At 64.8% G+C, this 17,456-nt stretch carries 11 protein-coding genes; 3 read left to right on the forward strand and 8 right to left on the reverse strand.

Features of this window, described 5'->3' with window-relative positions:
- Positions 1-6 precede the first annotated feature (6 nt).
- The 5 genes from F4Y45_13740 to F4Y45_13760 are packed head-to-tail and all read right to left on the reverse strand — an operon-like array spanning position 7 to position 9,409.
- Entirely contained in the window at positions 7-2,355 is a 2,349-nt protein-coding gene (locus tag F4Y45_13740) for a TOMM precursor leader peptide-binding protein (GenBank protein MXY25563.1), read from the reverse strand.
- A complete protein-coding gene (locus tag F4Y45_13745) occupies positions 2,345-3,652 on the reverse strand; it encodes a hypothetical protein (protein MXY25564.1) in 1,308 nt (435 codons plus the stop codon). Before F4Y45_13745 ends, F4Y45_13740 begins: the two co-directional genes overlap by 11 nt.
- A 4-nt stretch (positions 3,653-3,656) precedes the next feature.
- Positions 3,657-6,602 (reverse strand): ATP-binding cassette domain-containing protein, encoded by a 2,946-nt coding sequence (locus F4Y45_13750; protein MXY25565.1) that lies wholly within the window; start codon positions 6,600-6,602, stop codon positions 3,657-3,659.
- Complete coding sequence (locus F4Y45_13755) at positions 6,602-8,812, reverse strand: ATP-binding cassette domain-containing protein (GenBank protein ID MXY25566.1); 2,211 nt, start codon at positions 8,810-8,812, stop codon at positions 6,602-6,604. Before F4Y45_13755 ends, F4Y45_13750 begins: the two co-directional genes overlap by 1 nt.
- Before the next feature lie 39 nt (positions 8,813-8,851).
- A complete protein-coding gene (locus F4Y45_13760) occupies positions 8,852-9,409 on the reverse strand; it encodes a hypothetical protein (GenBank protein MXY25567.1) in 558 nt (185 codons plus the stop codon).
- Between the two features lie 418 nt (positions 9,410-9,827).
- Here F4Y45_13760 and F4Y45_13765 point away from each other — a divergent pair, with 418 nt between their 5' ends.
- The gene (locus F4Y45_13765; protein MXY25568.1) at positions 9,828-11,036 is read left to right on the forward strand and encodes a tryptophan 7-halogenase; all 1,209 of its coding nucleotides are present in this window, start codon (positions 9,828-9,830) and stop codon (positions 11,034-11,036) included.
- 52 nt (positions 11,037-11,088) lie between these two features.
- Here the strand turns inward: F4Y45_13765 and F4Y45_13770 are convergent, their stop codons facing one another.
- Positions 11,089-12,729 carry a PQQ-dependent dehydrogenase, methanol/ethanol family gene (locus tag F4Y45_13770; GenBank protein MXY25569.1) on the reverse strand — a complete coding sequence of 547 codons (1,641 nt, stop codon included), beginning with the start codon at positions 12,727-12,729 and terminating at the stop codon, positions 11,089-11,091.
- Between the two features lie 16 nt (positions 12,730-12,745).
- On the opposite strand from F4Y45_13770, the gene F4Y45_13775 reads away from it, so the two are divergent.
- Positions 12,746-13,798 carry a hypothetical protein gene (locus tag F4Y45_13775; GenBank protein MXY25570.1) on the forward strand — a complete coding sequence of 351 codons (1,053 nt, stop codon included), beginning with the start codon at positions 12,746-12,748 and terminating at the stop codon, positions 13,796-13,798.
- Positions 13,799-13,867: 69 nt separating this feature from the next.
- Here the strand turns inward: F4Y45_13775 and F4Y45_13780 are convergent, their stop codons facing one another.
- Positions 13,868-15,427 (reverse strand): amidohydrolase family protein, encoded by a 1,560-nt coding sequence (locus tag F4Y45_13780; protein ID MXY25571.1) that lies wholly within the window; start codon positions 15,425-15,427, stop codon positions 13,868-13,870.
- Between F4Y45_13780 and galE the strand changes: the two genes are divergently transcribed.
- Positions 15,317-16,297 carry a UDP-glucose 4-epimerase GalE gene (gene galE / locus F4Y45_13785; protein MXY25572.1) on the forward strand — a complete coding sequence of 327 codons (981 nt, stop codon included), beginning with the start codon at positions 15,317-15,319 and terminating at the stop codon, positions 16,295-16,297. The genes F4Y45_13780 and galE overlap by 111 nt on opposite strands.
- A gap of 17 nt (positions 16,298-16,314) precedes the next feature.
- On the opposite strand, the gene F4Y45_13790 is transcribed toward galE, so the two are convergent.
- A complete protein-coding gene (locus F4Y45_13790; protein MXY25573.1) occupies positions 16,315-17,454 on the reverse strand; it encodes an amidase in 1,140 nt (379 codons plus the stop codon).
- Between the last annotated feature and the right edge of the window lie 2 nt (positions 17,455-17,456).

Consider the following 17,456-nt stretch of genomic DNA (forward strand, 5'->3'; position numbering starts at 1 on the left):
GCCGACTCACGCGATTACGGGTGCTGGATTCAGATCGGCTTCATCGAGAGGGCGCTCGCGGAAACCCAGGCTGACCGGCACATCGTACAGGCGTCCTGGCGCGAATCTCGCCCAGAAATGACGCATGCCCGGCACGACGACCCGCACCACCGGCATGCCGATGTCGGGCCGTGTCTGGTCCAACACCAGGAACTCCATGCCCCGGGCCTCGACAAGCGCGCGGCAATGCTCCACGTCGTCACGCATGTCCGTCGATTCGATCACCGGAAACTGCGACGCCTCGCCGAGGGGTACGTCGGCCGCCGGAGCCAGCCAGGAGCAGTCGGCGAGTCGAGCGGTGCGCCACCACCAGAGCGCCATCGGATCGTCGATCATGGGTCGCCCGTCCCTGTTTCCGGGACGTGGCAGCCAGGAAAGGCATTGGTTCAATTCGCAAACTGCGCGCAGCGCGGCGGTACGCGGGTCGGCGTGTGCGCCGGCGCCGTAGATGATGTCCTCGGTCTTCGCGTTGGGTGTGCGCGAGAGCGCGACGAAGGTGGGAATGCCGATGTCGGACGTGACGTCGAGCATCCAGAGATCCCGCTCGAAGCGGACGTAATAGTCCGCCGCGGAAGCAAGGTACTCGTCGTCGAAGCTGGCAAGATCGACCGCAGGCACTCGTAGCCGGTTGTACCACCAGATACCGAACGCGTCGCGCTCGACGAGTTCGTAGAAACCCTGCAGGATGGCCTCTTCCACCGTATTGCCGGCGGCGCAGCCGTTGGAGTCGGCAATCAGGTCGGAGGGGCCACGCTGCTCCGGCGCCATGCTGTAGAGCATTGACGTCGGTAGATAGCGATGCCGTCCTTGCGTCAGCGACCACACCGGTGTCCAGTCGATTTGGGCGTCGGGATCGAGACGCGCCGGGACAATGTTGTACGGGTGGCCCCTGGCGTTGATGCTCTTCGCGTTGTCAAGCTGGTCGTCGCTGAAGAGCTGAGCGTCGTTGGGATGGATCGCTTCGTCTCCGCTGGCCAGTTCCGCAAACGGCTTACGGAAACGGATCTCGTCGCCATGAAAGGCGCCCGAATAGCGCTCGACCGCCTCCGAGAGCGCGCTGACTTCGGATTGAGCGCGTGTGCTGCCCTTGCCGGCGCTCTTGCTGCGCAGGCTGCGCCTGAGCGAACTCAAGCTCCGGCTTCGCATGCCGAGATTGCTTCCCGCCCAATAGACGTGAAGCCAGGAATCCGTCTCGTCGGTCGTTCGTGCAAGCCAGGTCACGACACCGCTGATCGGGCTTACCAGGTGGCGGTACTTGGCCAAGGTAGCTTCCGGCGCCACGGTGCGCACGCCACCGCTGTTGAAATGCGCTTTGGGACTCGCCTTCAGAAACAGCGGGACCGGCGGTCGATCCGGCCGATGTAACGCTTCGTCGCCGCAGGCCGGGCATTGGGGCCGGCGCATTACCCGATGGCTGGAAGTCGCGAACGTGCCGACGTTCATCGCGACCACCTGTTCGTGAAGCGGGGCCGACTCATCAAGCACCAGCCACTTGACGACCTCCGCTGCGATCAGCCCGTAGAGCGCCTCGAGAACGATCGGATCCGCTGCGAACGGCTTGAACGCAGCCTCCTCTCCGGCAACCGCGCGGAGGAAATTATGGACTTCCTGATGGCTGCGCAGGCGGTAGGCCAGGCAGTCCCAGCAGGGTCCTTGCGCATCCGCGCAAAAGATGGGGCCGAACAGGGCCTCGATGCCGCGTGGCCGCACGAGCGTCCACGGCGCTCTCGCCTCGAGCTGGCGTCGATTCACTTCCGCAAGTCGCGATTCGAGATAGTCCTCGCAGACGAATACAGTGAGCTCGGGCGCCACAGTTCCCACCCTGGCGCCGGATTCTTCCAAACGCCGGATCAACGGGCCTTCGTCACCGTCAACCGCAACACAGGATTCCGCCAACCGTTGTTCGACCCAGCGCGGCGATGCGCCAAGCGACGACCAGTAGGCCGCTCGGCGTGGGTCCATGCCGTGCTCGGCAGAGACGACGTAGCCCCTGGCAGCCAGTGAACCAAGGGCCGCAAGCACATCCGCGGCGGCATGAGCGCCCGCAAGCGCCGCCACAATCTCGTCCTGTGCGTGGCGACCGTCGACCAGCGGCAGCAGTTCGCCATACAGCTTGCCGTGCAGCAAGGTATTGAACGACTCCGCCACGAGCAGCGTCTGTTGTTCGCCGATGTCGCGGAATTGGAGGTGCGGCGCAAGCGTGGGAAGCTCGACGAGGCCCTGGTCCGCAGGAGTCGTTCTCGTCAGGATCCCGGGCCGGGGATTGGCGTCCTTCCGGGATTGCACCTCAGGTTTCCGCGCCGGATCAGCCGGCATCTTCCAGGGTCCCGACGAGACGCTCGAGAGCTTCGACACAAAACGCAGAGGTTACGGATTCAGAGCCATGCCCTATCTGGCCGACGGCGCCCCACTTCAGCGACTGGTCGCCAAACGCGAGAAGCTCCGGCCAGCTGCCATCCTCGTGTTGCGAACCCAGAATCCTCTCGATTTCGCGCTTCGCGTCGATGCGTTCAAGGCTGCCGACGTGGTAGAGGGCCGCCATTGCCTGAGCGGTCTGCAGGATGTTGCCGAATTCTCCCTCCGGGTCTCGCAAGCCAAGGATGCGATCCGCGAGGACCGGGCGCAGTCGACCAAGAGCGGGCTGCGCGCGGACCATGGCACGGGCCGTTGCGTAGTAGATAGCGATCTTGTCCGGATACCACTTGGACGAGCCATCGAGCCGGTCTTCAGTAATGGCGGATTCCAACCATCGTTGGGCATCCCTGGTCTCGGGGCGGTCGCCAAGGCAGGCGATGACGTTCGCATTGACTACGGGATCGGCCTCGATGCGGAAGCTCGCCACGACATCGGGTTCGTCTTCCGCCAGCACCCAGGTCATGAAACAACCCCTCTCGTCGCGATTCGCCAGTATTCGGGCAGCGTTCCTTCCCAACAGAATCCAGGGGTGAGTCCGGATGACAAGTGAACAGAGCGTCGTACTGTCAAGATCCTGGGGAAGATGGCGGTAGTAGCGCCAGAATCCCGGATGCTCCATCGTGTCGACAAGATACGCCCGGGTACTGGTGCAGATGGCCCGGGCTTGCGCTTCACTGCTACTTTCCAGGGCAAGTACGCAGAGAGCCGAAACAAACGGAGGCCTCTCGAAATGCCGTGGTATATCCGGGTCAGCGATATTGAACCGGATGCAATGCCAGGCCCCGCGCTCGTCGATGTTCGATTCGATGAAGGCGAGCCCTCGGCGGATGCTCTCTCGGCCTGCCCTCGCCACTGCCTCGGGGGTAAGGGAACTCAACCGGGGAACCGCCCGTTTCGGGGCGGGGGGCCGAAGCGGCGGAGCCGGATCGTGCATCGTCCTCTTGAGAAACTCGAGTGAGGCTGCACCGGTCCTCGCCGCTTCCCGTTCTTCCGCGCTGAACCTGCTTCGCGGCGGAAGCACCAGATGCGTCGCGAAATCGGTTTCTTCGTGCACGTGGATTTCATGGCGGTCGTCGAGCGGCGAGCCAAGTTCCTGCTCTATCGCATCCCTGGGATTCGCGAGCAGGCGCGCGCGAAACCCGCTGTCTTTCCCGGCTCTCGCGAGAAGGCGTTCTGTCGCGTTGACGGGTTCCTTCATGGGCTCAGGCTACTTGCCTCTTGACCAGCTCCTTGAACACCCCGTCAACCTCCATAAGTTCCTCGAAAGTACCGCTTTGCACGACCTTTCCGGCCTGCATCACGTAGATGCGGTCAGCCTGTTCCAGCGTCGACAGTCGATGGGCGATGACGATCCGGGTGGAGGTCAGGAGGGCCAGGTTCTGCATGACCTCGGCCTGGCTCTCGTTGTCGAGCCAGTTGGTTGCCTCGTCAAGCAGCATGATTCGCGGGGTGCCGATGAGAGCGCGGGCAATCGTGACGCGCTGACTCTCCCCGCCTGACACGACGGATCCGCTGGCGCCAACCATCGTCATCATGCCCATGGGCATGGCCTTGATTTCGCGTTCGATGCCAGCCGTCCGGGCCGATTGCCACACCTCCTCGGTAGTTGTTCCCTCGTGGTGCGCGACGATGTTGTCCCAGAGATCCTGGGGGTGGAGTCGCACCGACTGTGGAACCGCCCCGATCTTTCGGCGCACCTGCTTCAGGTTCAGGTGCTTCAAGTCACGGCCGTCGTAGTACACCGCACCGGCGGATGGCCGGTCGATTCCAAGTGCCAGGCGGAACAGGGTGCTCTTGCCGGCACCGGACTCGCCGGCGATCGCGACGAACTCGCCGGGACGGGCCCGAATCGTGACGTCGTCGAGAATCAACGGGCCGTCGGAATCGTAGCGGAAGGAAATATGGTCGAACAGAATCTCGCCGCCCAGACGTTCGACAGGCGCCCCTTCGACCTCGATTTCCGGCGTTGCAGCAAGTATCGGGCGCATCTGATCGAACGCCGGCAGCAAGGCGGCAACGGTGCCCAAAGACCCGCCGAGCCGGGCGATGGCGTACTGGAACGCGATGAAGACGGTGTACACGACGAGAAAATCGCCGACCGGGACGTTCCGGTCGCCCACCGTTACCACCGCGAACAACAGCACTCCACCGGCCAGAAAGGGGAGCGCGGCGCCGAGTGCCCGCGAATGTCCTTCGAGCGCGCCGAGTTCGAGCTCTGCGCGCTTCTGCTCACGATAGTCCCGTGCCCAGATGGCGAAAGCCGATCCCTCCGCGTTTTCGACGCGCAGCTTGGCGATACCCTCCACGATCTGGAACAGCCGGCCGGCGACGCGACGTGATGCGTTGATCATCCGCCCGGAAGGTGACATCTGGCGTAGCCCAATGGCTACGGTAATCAGCAGCGAAGCCAGGCTGAAAAGCAGAGCGATGACCCCGAGCGCGGCATCGTAGAAGAAGATGACGGCGAAAACGGGAAGTAGAAAAATGACCGAGAGCGCGCTGTCGACGACGACTCCCTGCAGGCCATCGCGCATATTCTGGAACGTCATTCCGGACATGGCGAGATCGCCGGCTGAATGGCGGTGCAGAATCCCTGACGGAAGGCGCATGAGGCGGTCCCAGAAGGCAGCTTCGACACGTGACGCCGAGCGCCCCTCGAGCCGCATCATCGCCGTGTTCTGCAGCAGGTGCAGCAACGCGCCGAGCAAGCCGAACGCCGCTAACGTCACGGCCACTGCGTAGAGCACTCCGGCGCTGCCGCCCGCTACGATGTGGTTCGCAACGAATCCCAGGGCGAGCGCCGGCAGCAGTTTGATCAGGCCGCCCGGAATGCCGGCAATTACCAGCCGCACGATATCCCCGGCCGATCCATGCAGGGCGATTCGCAGCAGGTCCGCCAGCTTCACGTTCTCCGAAGGCAACGGCGGATAGAACATCCACGCATCCTGCTGCAACGCTCCGGCGCGATCCGCGGTCATCCGCACGCTGCGCTTGCTGGCCGGGTCCACCTCGCGGTAGCGCCCGAACATCCCTGGCAGCAGGGCCACGGGCCGGCCGTCGACGGCGCGAAAGGCCAGCAGTGCGTTGCTGTCGCCGCGCCACCAGTTGCCCTCGGCCCTGAATCGCACGCGCCTGGCGCGTACGCCTGACGCATCGAGAATGTCAACGAGGCCGACTGGAGCATCGGAAGGTACCGAGCGCGACGGAATCCGGAAGTCGATTCCCTGATGCCGGCCGACGATTCTCAAGGCATCGGCAAGAGCCGTGTCCTCCAAATCGGCATCCCGTTCGATCGGCAGGTCGTAGATGTTGAACAGCCGCCGCCGGGCGGTCTTCTCGGCCGTGCGGTGGCTGGTCGTGCGCTCGCGGTCGAGACTCGCCTCGTCGACCACGGCCAATCGGCGGTTCAGGCGCTCCAGGGCGAAAGCAACGACGTGAAAGAAGGCAAGTGCCGGCAGCAAGGCGCCTTCCCGCGCCAGCGCTTCAGTTGACTTGGCCGACACCGTCGACTCGTCGAACAGCGTGAGCCAGCTTGTCCGCGTCAGTGGTATCACTGCGGCGCGCGGGCCGCTTGCCTCGTCGAGTTCCGCCTGGTCGAGCATGTCCATGAACAGGCTTGCCCCGAGGGACGGTTCCGATACCCAGACGACACCGCGCCGCGCGGATAGCGTGCCAGGACCCAGAGTGCGGGTCATACCGGGTTCGGCCAGCGTCGTCGGTCGCGGAGAACGACTTACGAATCGAGCAAGTGCATCAGTAATGTCGGTCAGCCAGGTATCGGTGTGTTCCGCCAGTTCTGCCGGATCAACCTTGGACAGCCGGGATGCCGGCAGGCGTTTCAGAAGCGTGCCTGGCGACCCTTTGGCAATCACCCGGAGCGAGGTGTCTTTGTCGTTGTTGTCTTGTTCGTCCGGTGCGACGCCCGGCAGCAGCCAGCCGGACTCGCGGCGCAGCAGATGCTGCGGGGCTGCCTGCTCGACCCCGTCCTTGAATTCGATCAAGAACAGATCGACGGTGCCCTGATCAATGAACCAGGCGCTATCCGCATCGTCGAGATCCACGGGGAGGTTGCCGGCGCAGGGCACGGATGTGCCGGATCGGGCCGCGAGTTCGGCTATCGACGTGTACCGCGTACTGGTGTCCTGCATCAGCCTGACTTGACCAGCTTGAAATACGTACCATCCTCGTCCGCAATCAACTCGTCGTGCGTGCCCCGCTGCACTTCCACACCCTTGTCGAGCACGATGATCTCGTCACAATCCCGCACGGTGCTCAGCCTGTGAGCCACGATCAGGCAGGTGACGCCGCGACGCCGCAAGGCGTCATCGACATATTCCTCCGTTGCGGCATCGAGAGCGCTTGTCGCCTCGTCCAGAACGAGCACTGTCGGATTACCCACCAACGCGCGAGCGATTTCCAGCCGTTGACGCTGTCCGCCGCTGAAATTCGATCCGCCTTCCTGCACGAGAGTGGAATACCCCTGCGGCCTGAGGAGAATGTCGTCATGGATGCACGCATCGCGCGCCGCGGCGATGATGACTTCATCCGGAACGGCCCGGTTCCACATGGTGATGTTGTCGCGTACGGACGCGGAAAAGAGCACGACCTCCTGATCCACCATGGAGATGGACCGCCGCAGCACTTCGTCGGGAATCTCGTCGCGCGGATGCTCATCCAGCAGGATATCGCCCGACCAGGGCCGATAGATGCCGGAAACCAGATGCGCCAGTGTCGACTTGCCGGAACCGCTGGGACCGACCACCGCAACCCGCTGCCCCGGCTTGATCACGAGGTTGAAGTCCTTGATCAAGGGAGGCCGGCTCTTGTTGAAGCCAAAGGTGACGCCTCGCAATTCGAGCTGGCCGGCAAGCTGGAGCCGTCCGTTGAAGGTGGGAATCGACTCGGACTCCGAACTTCGGCGGCTGAAGACGGGATCTTCAGCGGTCCTGGAAACGTCTTCGAGTCGCTGTAAATCGGTTTCGAGCGCCTGGCGTTTGTCGACGAACTCCAGGAAGCGTCCGACAGGCGCCAGAAACAGCTCCGCCAGGATGTAGAACCCGACCAGAGCCCCCAGCGTCATGTCTCCGGCGATGACCATGCTTGCCCCGACGGCAAGAATCGACGCGCTGCGAAGTACGCTGATCAGGCCCGGAAGCGCAGCATTGACATGGCCGAGTTGCGAGTAGAGCTGGCGCGCGTGCAGTTCGCGCGCCTGCTGACCGCTCCAACGCGAATAGAACCGGTCGTCCGATCCGGTCATGCGCAGGTTGTCCGCATGACTCAACATCTGCATGCCGACGCCAATCAGCAATCCCTGTTCGCGCCGCATCGCCTGGCTTCGAACCGCCCGGGGTGAGTGGAGGAAGTAGGCGAGCACTCCGTGCACGACGGCCAGCAGGAGCACGATCAGCGTCAGCGTGACGTCGTAGGCCAACATCGCGACGAGTAGCACGACGCTCATCGCCATATCGACAATGAGCACAAGAAACTGGTCCGTCAGATTCTTCGCGATTCTGTCGATGGAAGAGACCCGATCGGTCAAGTCGCCGACCAGCCTGTGGGCAAAGAACTCCACCGGCAGGCGAAGCAGCCGCGACAACCCCCGGTCGTAGCCAATCACCGAAATTCGAATTGCGAGCCGCTGCAGGAATCGGTGCTTGAGCAGGGACAGGACGTATACGAGGATGCCGCCGCCGAGCAAGGCAGCCACCAATCCGCCCCAGGGCCCCTGGCCATCCAGAACATCATCCACGAAGACACTGAGGGTTACGGGAACGACGAGTGCCAGCAACGTCAGCATGAATGTGCAGGCAATCGTGCCGGTCAGAACACTCCATTCTCCGGCAAGCAGGGCGCTCAACTGCGCCAGCAGGCCGGCCTGCTCACCACCGGGCTTGAAATCGGGTCCGCGCTTGAATCGCAGCGCGATTCCGCTGAAGCCCTTGGTGAACTCCGCGGCGGATAGCCTCCGCCGCCCCGTGGCCGGATCATTGAGATAGAAGAACCGGCTATCAAGCCCTTCGACTACGACGAAGTGACTGAATTGCCAGAATACGATCAGCGGCAACTGCAGCTTCCGGAGTTGATGGGCTCGTACGCTGAGTCCGCTGCATTCGAGACCATAGTGCCGGGCGGCGCGCACAATACTCGCCGCGCTACTGCCGTCCCGGCTCACCTCGCACTTGTCGCGTAATTCGGTGAGCGACACCCAGCGCCCGAAGTAGCCCAGTACGCTTCCGAGGCAGGCGGCGCCACATTCTGTCGCGTGCATCTGCAACAGAATCGGCGTGGTTACCCTTTGCGTCGAGGGCTCCGGCGCGGCCTTTCGGCTTGCCCGACTGAAGATGCCCAACAGCATCCGTGGTGAAACCCTGCGTAGCACCGAGAGCACGGGCTGCTAGGACCGCGCCATTCCCAAGAATGCGGCCGGAGACTGCCTGCCGAGTTCGATGACGACCCGGCATTCCCTGCCCGCAAGGTCAGCCAGGTCGATGCCTTCCTCGAGGGCGATACCGACGCGGTGCACGGACACCGGCGCCGCAGGCTCGAACTCCGCCAGTTCCTCGAACAAACGAACAGCGGCAATCGCCACGACCTCCCCGCCCCGTGTATCGGCTTCTCCGTCCGCCGTGGTCAGCTCGATCTCCGCTGGCATGCCGGTCTCGATGCGCGGGACGACGGTGCCCTCGATCCAGACGAGCACCTGCACGGACCGGCGCCCCCCGCTCGGGTCGCCGGCGGTGTCGATGAGCAAACCGTCGACCGCAATACTCCGGGCCACGCTGCCGAAGACGAGCCACGCCGCGAGGACGAACAGGAACAGCGCAACGGCGACGACAAGCAGACGCTCCCGCGGCGTGGAAATCGTCAGCAGCCGGTCGAGTTGTTCACGCTCTTCCTTCGCTTCGGCGACAGTATCGTGAAATGAGTTGAATGGATTGTTGAACACGGCCATTCAGGCTGCCCGCGAAAACGGGACAACTTCATGAACGGGGACTGTCACGGAATTATATGCAGTCTCGCCGAGGAAGGGTCAAGTTCCGAACGGCCCGGAAGGATCGCCTCGGGTGCTCGGCTCGAGTCAGCCGCGGGTGGCTGCCGCCAAGGAACTGGAGCTCGATTCCGGGCCAGTGCGCATCCAGCGATCGCCCTGCGCATGAACGGTCATGCCCTCGATGCCGGACGCCTTCTCGTCGCCCGGACACGCGCCAGCGCCTTCTTCGGATTGTGCTAACTTGTTGTGCACGCGGCGCCGCGAAGTTCCTTAAGACGGGGTCATCGGCCGACGCCCATGGAAGCCAGGTGCGGTGATACAACCAGGTGGCAAGAGTTTACGGAAGATAGCGGTTGTTGGGCGAGGAACCGCCGGGTGCATGGCGGCGGCAAGCGTAACACGCCTTCATCCGGACCCCGACCACGAGCTACACCACATATATGACTCGCGCATTCCGGTAATCGGAGTGGGTGAAGGCAGTTGGCCAAGCCTCGTTCAGCAATTGCAGGAACTGACGAAACTTCCCCATGAAGCCGTTCAGCAACGCGTGCAAGGCACGCGCAAGTACGGTGTGGCGTTTGAAGGGTGGGGGCAGCGCAACCGGGACTTCACACACTACTTCACGCCGCAACAGGTGTCCTACGCCTACCACCTGTCTGCCGATTCAATGGCGGACTTGCTGAACGAAAGCGCCCGCGCGCGCCATATCGACGCGAGAGTTCTCAGTATCACCAGGGTGGAGGGTGGCGCTCAGGTCGAATTCGAAGGCCTGACGCCGGAACGCTACGACCTGGTCTTCGATGCCCGTGGGTTCCCGGCGGAACTTCACCCGGACCGGCACATCGACATCTCCTTCATCCCCACGAATACAGCCGTCATCCGCCGCTGTCCGGCGATCGTCCAGGAAAAAGAGGATATGCCGGTTCTGCAACCCACCTATACGCGTGCGGTTGCGCGTCCGCACGGCTGGATATTCGTCATTCCGCTTACCGTACACACGTCCTATGGGTATATCTTCAACCGCAATGTATCGAGCCTTGACGAAGTTGAATCGGACTTTGACGCCTTCCTCGAATCCGATGGCGTATCGGAATTTGAGCAACGCGCCGTCATTTCGTTTCCGAATTTCGTCCATCGTCATATTTATGATGGCGCAATAGCCCGGATCGGCAATGCAGCGGCCTTCATGGAACCCCTCGAGGCAACGGCGATCGTATCGGCGCAGTTGCAGATTGGGATGGTTCTCCACATACGCCTTAACCGTGCGATAGAGAATCTTGAGCGCGACGCTCCGGTGGTCAATCGATTCCTGGTCAACAACATGCTCTGCTACGGCCTGTTCGTCGGTTGGCACTATTCCTGTGGCTCGAAGTACGAGAGCAGGTTCTGGCGTCACGCTCGTGACCACGCCTGGCCGCAGCACCGGGAGGCAGCGGACCCCGAGGTGGTGGGTTGCGCCGCGCTCCGGAGATTCGACGAAATGATCGAACTGATGAACCAGTCCGTCATCGACAAGGCGGACTGGAACCGGATGTGCGCGGTCCCGCTCACCAGCTATTGCCAGGTGTCCCAGGGCCTTGGTTGCTAGCAGCCCGTGGTCCTGGACCCGGGGGAGGAAACCGGCTGGCCGGAGCGGCGAGCTACTCCGGCAGCGCGAACGAGAAGACGGCGTTGCCTGCCGCGATGGCGACATGCTGCCGGCCATTGACGGCGTAGGCCATCGGGCCGGCATGGACACGGCCACCGATGTTCTTGTACCAGAGCCGCTCGCCGGTCAGAGCATCGAGCGCGAAGAAGAAACCGTCGGCGGTGCCGCCGAAGACCAGGTCGCCAGCCGTTGACATCAGGCCGGACGTTGTCCGTGAATCGACCTCGAACTCCCACTGCAGATCGCCGGTCTGCGGCGACAGGGCGCGAACGGCCCGCGTGTAGTTCTCCAGCGGCTCGGGGGACTCTCCTCCCCCGGCCCGGTAGCTCTGGCCTTCCTGGTACTCGACCGGGCGGATGAAGTATCGCGTCGCAGCGTCATACGCCATCACGTAGATCAGGCCCGTACGCGGACTGTAGGTGGGTGACCACCAGTTGGAGCCGCCAGTGATCGCCGGTGAGACGACAGTTCCTTCCCGTGACGGCTCCATCCCGGGAACCAGGATGGGCCGGCCGTTCTCGTCAAGCCCCTCCGCCCACGTCTGCCGGGCGTACGGCTTGCCGAGCAGGAATTCGCCGGTCTCACGGTCAAGCACGTAGAAGAAGGCATTGCGGTTCGGGAAGAGCATGAGCTTGCGCTCTTCGCCTTCCCATACGACGTCGGCCAGGATGGGGATCTGCGTCGCGTCCCAGTCGTGGATGTCGTGGGGGGTGAACTGGAAGTACCACTTCAGCTCGCCTGTATCGGCGTCGAGCGCCACCACCGAGTCGGAATAGAGGTTGTCGCCCTCCCGCACGGAGCCGTCGTAGTCGGGTCCCGGGTTGCCCGTTCCCCAATAGAGGAGATTCAACTCCGGGTCATAGGATCCGGTCATCCAGGTGGCTGCGCCGCCGGTTCGCCATGAATCGCCGGACCATGTGCGGTTGTCCGGGTGGTCAGGGCTGGGCGTGGTGTAGAAGCGCCATTCGCGCTCGCCGGTTTCAAGGCTGTAGGCATCAACGAGGCCCCGGATGCCGTACTCGCCACCCGCGACGCCGGTGAACACCTTGTCGCCGACGACTAGCGGCGCCGCTGTCTTGCTGTAGCCGGACGAAGCCTCGTGCACCTCGGTGTTCCACAGCACGCTGCCAGTTCGCGCGTCAAGCGCGACGATGTGCGCGTCGAGCGTGCTCATGATCACCCGATCGCCCTGCACGGCGACGCCGCGGTTGTTCCGCCCGCAGCAGAAGATCAGATCGTCCGGTAACGGATGTTCGTAGCGCCAGTACGGCCGGCCCGTCGCCGCGTCGACCGCGATGACGGTGCTGGGCGACTCGGTGATGTACATCACTCCGTCGACCACGAGTGGCGTGGTCTCAGCGCGGTCGAGCACGGCCAACTGGTAGACCCACGCGATCTCCAGATCCTCCACACTCCGCTGATCAATCTGATCCAGACGCGTGTAGCGCTGCGCCAGGTAGTTGCCCGAGTACATCAGCCAGTTGTGCGGCTCCGCGTCCGAGTTCAACAGCCGCTCCGGCGTTACCGGCGAGAACGCAGGAGCTTCGCGCTGTTCCTCCTGCGTCTGGGCGTTAACTCCGCCCGATGCGGCCAGCGCCACGACCGCCGCCAGCGCGACACCGACCGTTACCATCCAGGTTCGTGTCGTCATGATGAACCTCTTATTCGTTTGGCCCCGCACTCCGAAAGGACGGATTCTAGCAGCCGGGGAATGCGCTAGACTGCGCGGCATGCTTCGGAGAGGCGGGCGAGGCGATGCTCTTATGGCGCCAGGGATCGCTGCGGCGGTGTGTCTGGCGCTCGCCGTCCCGCTTTCCGGCCAGGGCACGTCGTCGGCGGCCGGCGAGCATCTGAATCCGGTGATCCACCGGCTCGCGGCGGGCGAGCTGGTCTTCGGCGTCAGCACCTACGACCTCTCGCTGGAGCACGCCCGATCGCTGGCGCGATCCGACATCGACTACGTCTACGTCGACATGGAACACGGACCGATGGACTTCACCGCGCTCCAGACGTTCCTGCTGGGGATGATCGACAAGCAGGCAATTGCCGAGACCGATAGTCTGCGGCCCCGCGTGGCGGCGCTCGCACGGATCGCGCCGTACGGCCGCGAAACATCGGCGTGGGCCGTCAAGCAGGCGCTCGACATCGGACTGATGGGCCTTATCTTTCCGTCCATCGACACCGCGGAGCAGGCGGAGCGCGCCGTCCGGTCGATGCGCTATCCGCAGCGTCGCGGGTCGCGGTATCCGCAGCCGCCCGGACAGCGAGGGTCGGGAGCGGCCATCGCCACCTGGTTCTGGGGCGTGTCGGGGGCGGAGTACGTGCGGCGCGCCGACCTCTGGCCACTCAACCCGGAGGGTGATCTGGTGGCGCTGATGATGATGGAATCGGCCGAGGGCGTACGCAATGCGGACGCGATCGCGGCGGTGCCCGGCGTCACGGGGTTCTACGTTGGCCCGAGCGACCTCTCCAACTCCCTGGGTCTGCCGCGCGACGCCCCGGAGGTGGAAGAGGCGATTCAGACGGTGGCGGACGTCTGCGTGGCGCGAGACATCGCCTGCGGCATCACCGCGTCGGCGGCCGACATGCCGCGGCGGATCGCGCAGGGCTTCCGGATCCTCGGAGCGGGGCGCGCGGGCGGCGGGTTGACGGCGGGGAACGCGGCGGCGGTGCGGGCCGGGCGCAGCGCCCCTCGGAACTGACTCGAATCGGGAAGGCGGAACGGCGGTGGCGGCACGCCCAGGCCCAGCCGCCGTGGACGCCGACGCGCCTCAACGCGACGTCCAGGCCGCGCTCAGGGACTCCCGATCCACCGCGGTACCGGCCAGGTAGACCGCGTCTATACGGCGCGTGCTGGTGATGTCGTCCAACGGGTTGCCGTCGAGCACGAGGAAGTCGGCGCGGGCGCCGGAGGTCAGCCGTCCGGTATCGCTCAGGCCGAGGCGGTCGGCGGACCGGCTCGTCGCCGTGACGATCGCATCCATCGGACTCAGACCGGCCGCAACCATCAGCTCCAGCTCGCGGTGCGCGGAGAAGCCGAAAACGTGATCCTGCACACCGGAGTCCGAGCCGAGGACGAGTGACGCGCCCGCTGCCTGCAGCTTGGCGAGGCTGCGTTCCATCAGGGCATAGGACTGCGCGGCGCGCTCCGCGGCAGCGGGCTCCCGGCGGCTGAACGAATCGTCCATCCGGGCCAGGACGGCGGCGCCCACCGTCTCGGCCAGCAGTGGTTCGCCTACCCAGGGCGGTGGCGCGGCATGCCGGCCCCGCTCCGAGATCCCGAGGTTCGGCATGACGAAGACATCGTTCTCGACAATCGCGTCTATCAGCGCGTCATCCATCTCCCGGTCGCGGACCAGATGCGCGAAACCATCGACGCCGGCCGCTACCAGGTCTTCCGCATCATCGTGATAGAAGACGTGCGCGATGACGTCGACACCCTGCTGATGGGCCTCGTCGATGATTGCCCGGTAATAGGCCGGCGCCAGCTTCTCGACCGTGCCGCCACGGTCGTCCACCCAGATCTTGATGAACGAAACGCCCTGCCCCGCGAGTTCCCTCACCAGGGCTCGTCCTTCGTCCTCGCTCGTCACACCGGCCGCCGATGGCCGAAGGGCGGCGGCGCCGGGACCGGCCATTGGCGCCGCCAGGCCGCGCCCCGCCGTGAAGAGCCGCGCCCCGCTGGTTCGGCCAGCCGCCTGATCGCTCTGGATTTCGCGCCAGAGATCACCGGCGTCCGTCCCCATCGAGACGATGACGCCGACGCCGTGGTAGGCGTAGCGCTGCAGGTGATCCTCAATGTTCTCGCGGGTGTAGTTAGCGCCGTCGTAGGTCAGACCGCGCTGAAATCCGACGTGGCCGTGCAGGTTGACGAGGGCCGGAATGACGGTTCGGCCGGAGAGATCGACGACGTGCGCCCCCTCGGGCGCCGTAACCGCATCGGCCGGGCCGGCGTCGATGATGACGCCTGTGTCCACCACCAGCACGCCACCGTCGACCGGCGCCGCGCCGTCGCCCGGAATCAGCCGAGCGCCGCTGTAGACGACGGCAGTCACCGCCTCGGCGTCGGCGGGCGGATTCGCCGCCGGCGCACCGCCGCACCCCCCGGCGAGCAGCAGCGCTCCGAGCACATGCAGGCAGGGTTGTGGACGCCTTCTCATGTTGCCTCCGGTTCCGGGTCTTGGGAATAATAGCGATTCCGTTCCTGCCCCACTCCTGTCATGACCGTCTTCGTCACCGGCGCCGCCGGCTACATCGGAAGCGTGGTGGCGGAGAGGTTGCTGGCAAACGGCGATGCCGTCGTCGCCTTCGACAACCTCGTCCAGGGCCATCGCGCCGCCGTACCGGATGGTGCGCAGTTCGTGGAAGGCGACCTGCGCGATCGCGCGCACCTGGCGGAGGTGCTGGCGGATGTCAGGCCCGACGCCGTCATGCACCTGGCGGCCGAGTCGCTGGTGGGCAAGTCGGCCACCGACCCCGCGGCGTTCTACGACGTGAACGTCACAGGCGGGCTGAACCTGCTCGACGCGATGCGCAGCGCCGGCGTCACACGCCTCGTCTTCTCGTCAACCGCGGCCGTGTACGGAGAACCCTCCGAGGTGCCGATCCGGGAGGACGCGCCGCTTCGGCCGGTCAACGCCTACGGCGCCTCGAAGCTCGCGTTTGAGCACGCCCTTCCGTGGTACGCCTCCGCCTACGGGCTGCAGCATTGCTCGCTCCGATACTTCAACGCCTGCGGCGCCACCGCTGCGCATGGTGAGTTTCATGTCCCGGAAACCCATCTGGTCGCAATCCTCATCGAGGTAGCGCTCGGTCTGCGCGACGAGATCCGGATCTTCGGGACCGACTACGACACGCCGGACGGCACCTGCATTCGCGACTACGTGCATGTCGCCGACATCGCCGAAGCGCATCTGTTGGCGCTGGCCCGGCTCGGCACGCTCGACACGAATGCCGCCGCCCTCAATCTCGGGAACGGCGCCGGATTCTCCAACCGCGAGGTGGTTGACGCGGCGCGGAGGATCACCGGCCACGCCATCCCAGCCGTCGATGCGCCGCGCCGGCCGGGCGATCCGGCGACGCTGGTTGCCAGCGCCGACCGTGCCCGCTCCGTCCTCGGGTGGTCGCCCCGCTACACGACGCTGGAGTCGATGATCAAGACGGCGTGGGCGTGGCGAAAGAATCGGCCACGACCGTACTGACGTGACTCAGCATTAGGCTACCGATCGACAAAGATCGCCTTCGGAACGAACGCCGTGACGACCTGGGTCAGGTCGACCGCTTCGGCGACACGGTAGTCGACGGCAATGCTCGCGAGCGAGTAGGCGCGCGCACGGTTGACGCCGTACTCCTCCACCAGGAAGTCGATGGTCGCGGCGACCGCCTTGCGCAGGGCGCGATCGAGGTCGAGGTCGATCCCCATCAGGATGTGATGCGTCGCGTTCTCGGCCCGCGGGCCGTCGATCGACCGATCCTTGTGCAGAACGAAACGGAAGTCACCGGTGAGCGACTGCTCGATGGCGGTCCCGCTCACCTCGCCGTCGCCCTGGACGGAGTGCGGATCGCCCACATAGAAGCGGGCGCCCGGATGGAAGACCGGCAAGTAGAGCGTCGTCCCGGCGGCCAGATCCTTGACGTCGAGGTTGCCGCCGAACGGACCGGGCGGGCGCGAGCCCTGAACGCCGGGGACGTCCACCCCCGGCTGCCCCACTGTCGGGGCCTCCGGCGCCACCGCCATCACCCCCATGAACGGTGCGAGGGGAATTCGGATGTTGTCGGCGAACAACGCCACCTCGGTTCCGTCCACCTCGGCGGTCCGGATGAAGTGGCGGACCGGCTCCATGTCCATCGGTTCGTCGCCAGGTGACGATCCGGGATAGTCGGGAGAAAAGACGCCGCTCGTCGCGCTCGTGTTGTTGATGCCGTACGGCACGCGGGTCTCGATCGAGAGGATCTGCACCTCGAGCATGTCGCCCGGCTCGGCATCCTCGATGTAGATAGGCCCGGTGATGACGTGCGCGCTCCGACCTTCGCGCGGGCGGTCGCCGCGGGTCAGCCAGAAGTCGATCACGTCCTGGAGAATCTCTTCCGGCGAGACGCCGAACTGGTTGAGGTAGCGTTCCGGATCCTCCGCCTGCGTCGCGCCGGCGTGGGTGAGGGTGTCAATCCGGACCGTTTCGCCCGACCGGATGGTCAGGACCGGTTCACGGTCGATCGGGAACCAGCCCCAGACGACATTCTCGGGTGTGGAAGGGACATGATGCGCCGGCTCGGCCGGCTGCGCGGCAGCCAGGCCGGGCGCGACACCAATGGCAGCGCAGAACACCAAGCCGACTAGGCCGTGGCGCACCGTCGACACGC

The sequence above is a fragment of the Acidobacteriota bacterium genome, assembly GCA_009838525.1.
In the GTDB taxonomy this organism is placed as follows: domain Bacteria; phylum Acidobacteriota; class Vicinamibacteria; order Vicinamibacterales; family UBA8438; genus VXRJ01.

Excerpts from the sequence above, each read along its gene's own strand:
- F4Y45_13740 (MXY25563.1), bottom strand. The coding sequence starts at position 2,355 with ATGCCGGCTGATCCGGCGCGGAAACCTGAGGTGCAATCCCGGAAGGAC.
- F4Y45_13745 (MXY25564.1), bottom strand. The coding sequence starts at position 3,652 with ATGAAGGAACCCGTCAACGCGACAGAACGCCTTCTCGCGAGAGCCGGG.
- F4Y45_13750 (MXY25565.1), bottom strand. The coding sequence starts at position 6,602 with ATGCAGGACACCAGTACGCGGTACACGTCGATAGCCGAACTCGCGGCC.
- F4Y45_13755 (MXY25566.1), bottom strand. The coding sequence starts at position 8,812 with ATGCTGTTGGGCATCTTCAGTCGGGCAAGCCGAAAGGCCGCGCCGGAG.
- F4Y45_13760 (MXY25567.1), bottom strand. The coding sequence starts at position 9,409 with ATGGCCGTGTTCAACAATCCATTCAACTCATTTCACGATACTGTCGCC.
- F4Y45_13765 (MXY25568.1), top strand. The coding sequence starts at position 9,828 with ATGGCGGCGGCAAGCGTAACACGCCTTCATCCGGACCCCGACCACGAG.
- F4Y45_13770 (MXY25569.1), bottom strand. The coding sequence starts at position 12,729 with ATGGTAACGGTCGGTGTCGCGCTGGCGGCGGTCGTGGCGCTGGCCGCA.
- F4Y45_13775 (MXY25570.1), top strand. The coding sequence starts at position 12,746 with ATGATGAACCTCTTATTCGTTTGGCCCCGCACTCCGAAAGGACGGATT.
- galE (MXY25572.1), top strand. The coding sequence starts at position 15,317 with ATGACCGTCTTCGTCACCGGCGCCGCCGGCTACATCGGAAGCGTGGTG.
- F4Y45_13780 (MXY25571.1), bottom strand. The coding sequence starts at position 15,427 with ATGGCCCTGGACGAGGTTGTCGAAGGCGACGACGGCATCGCCGTTTGC.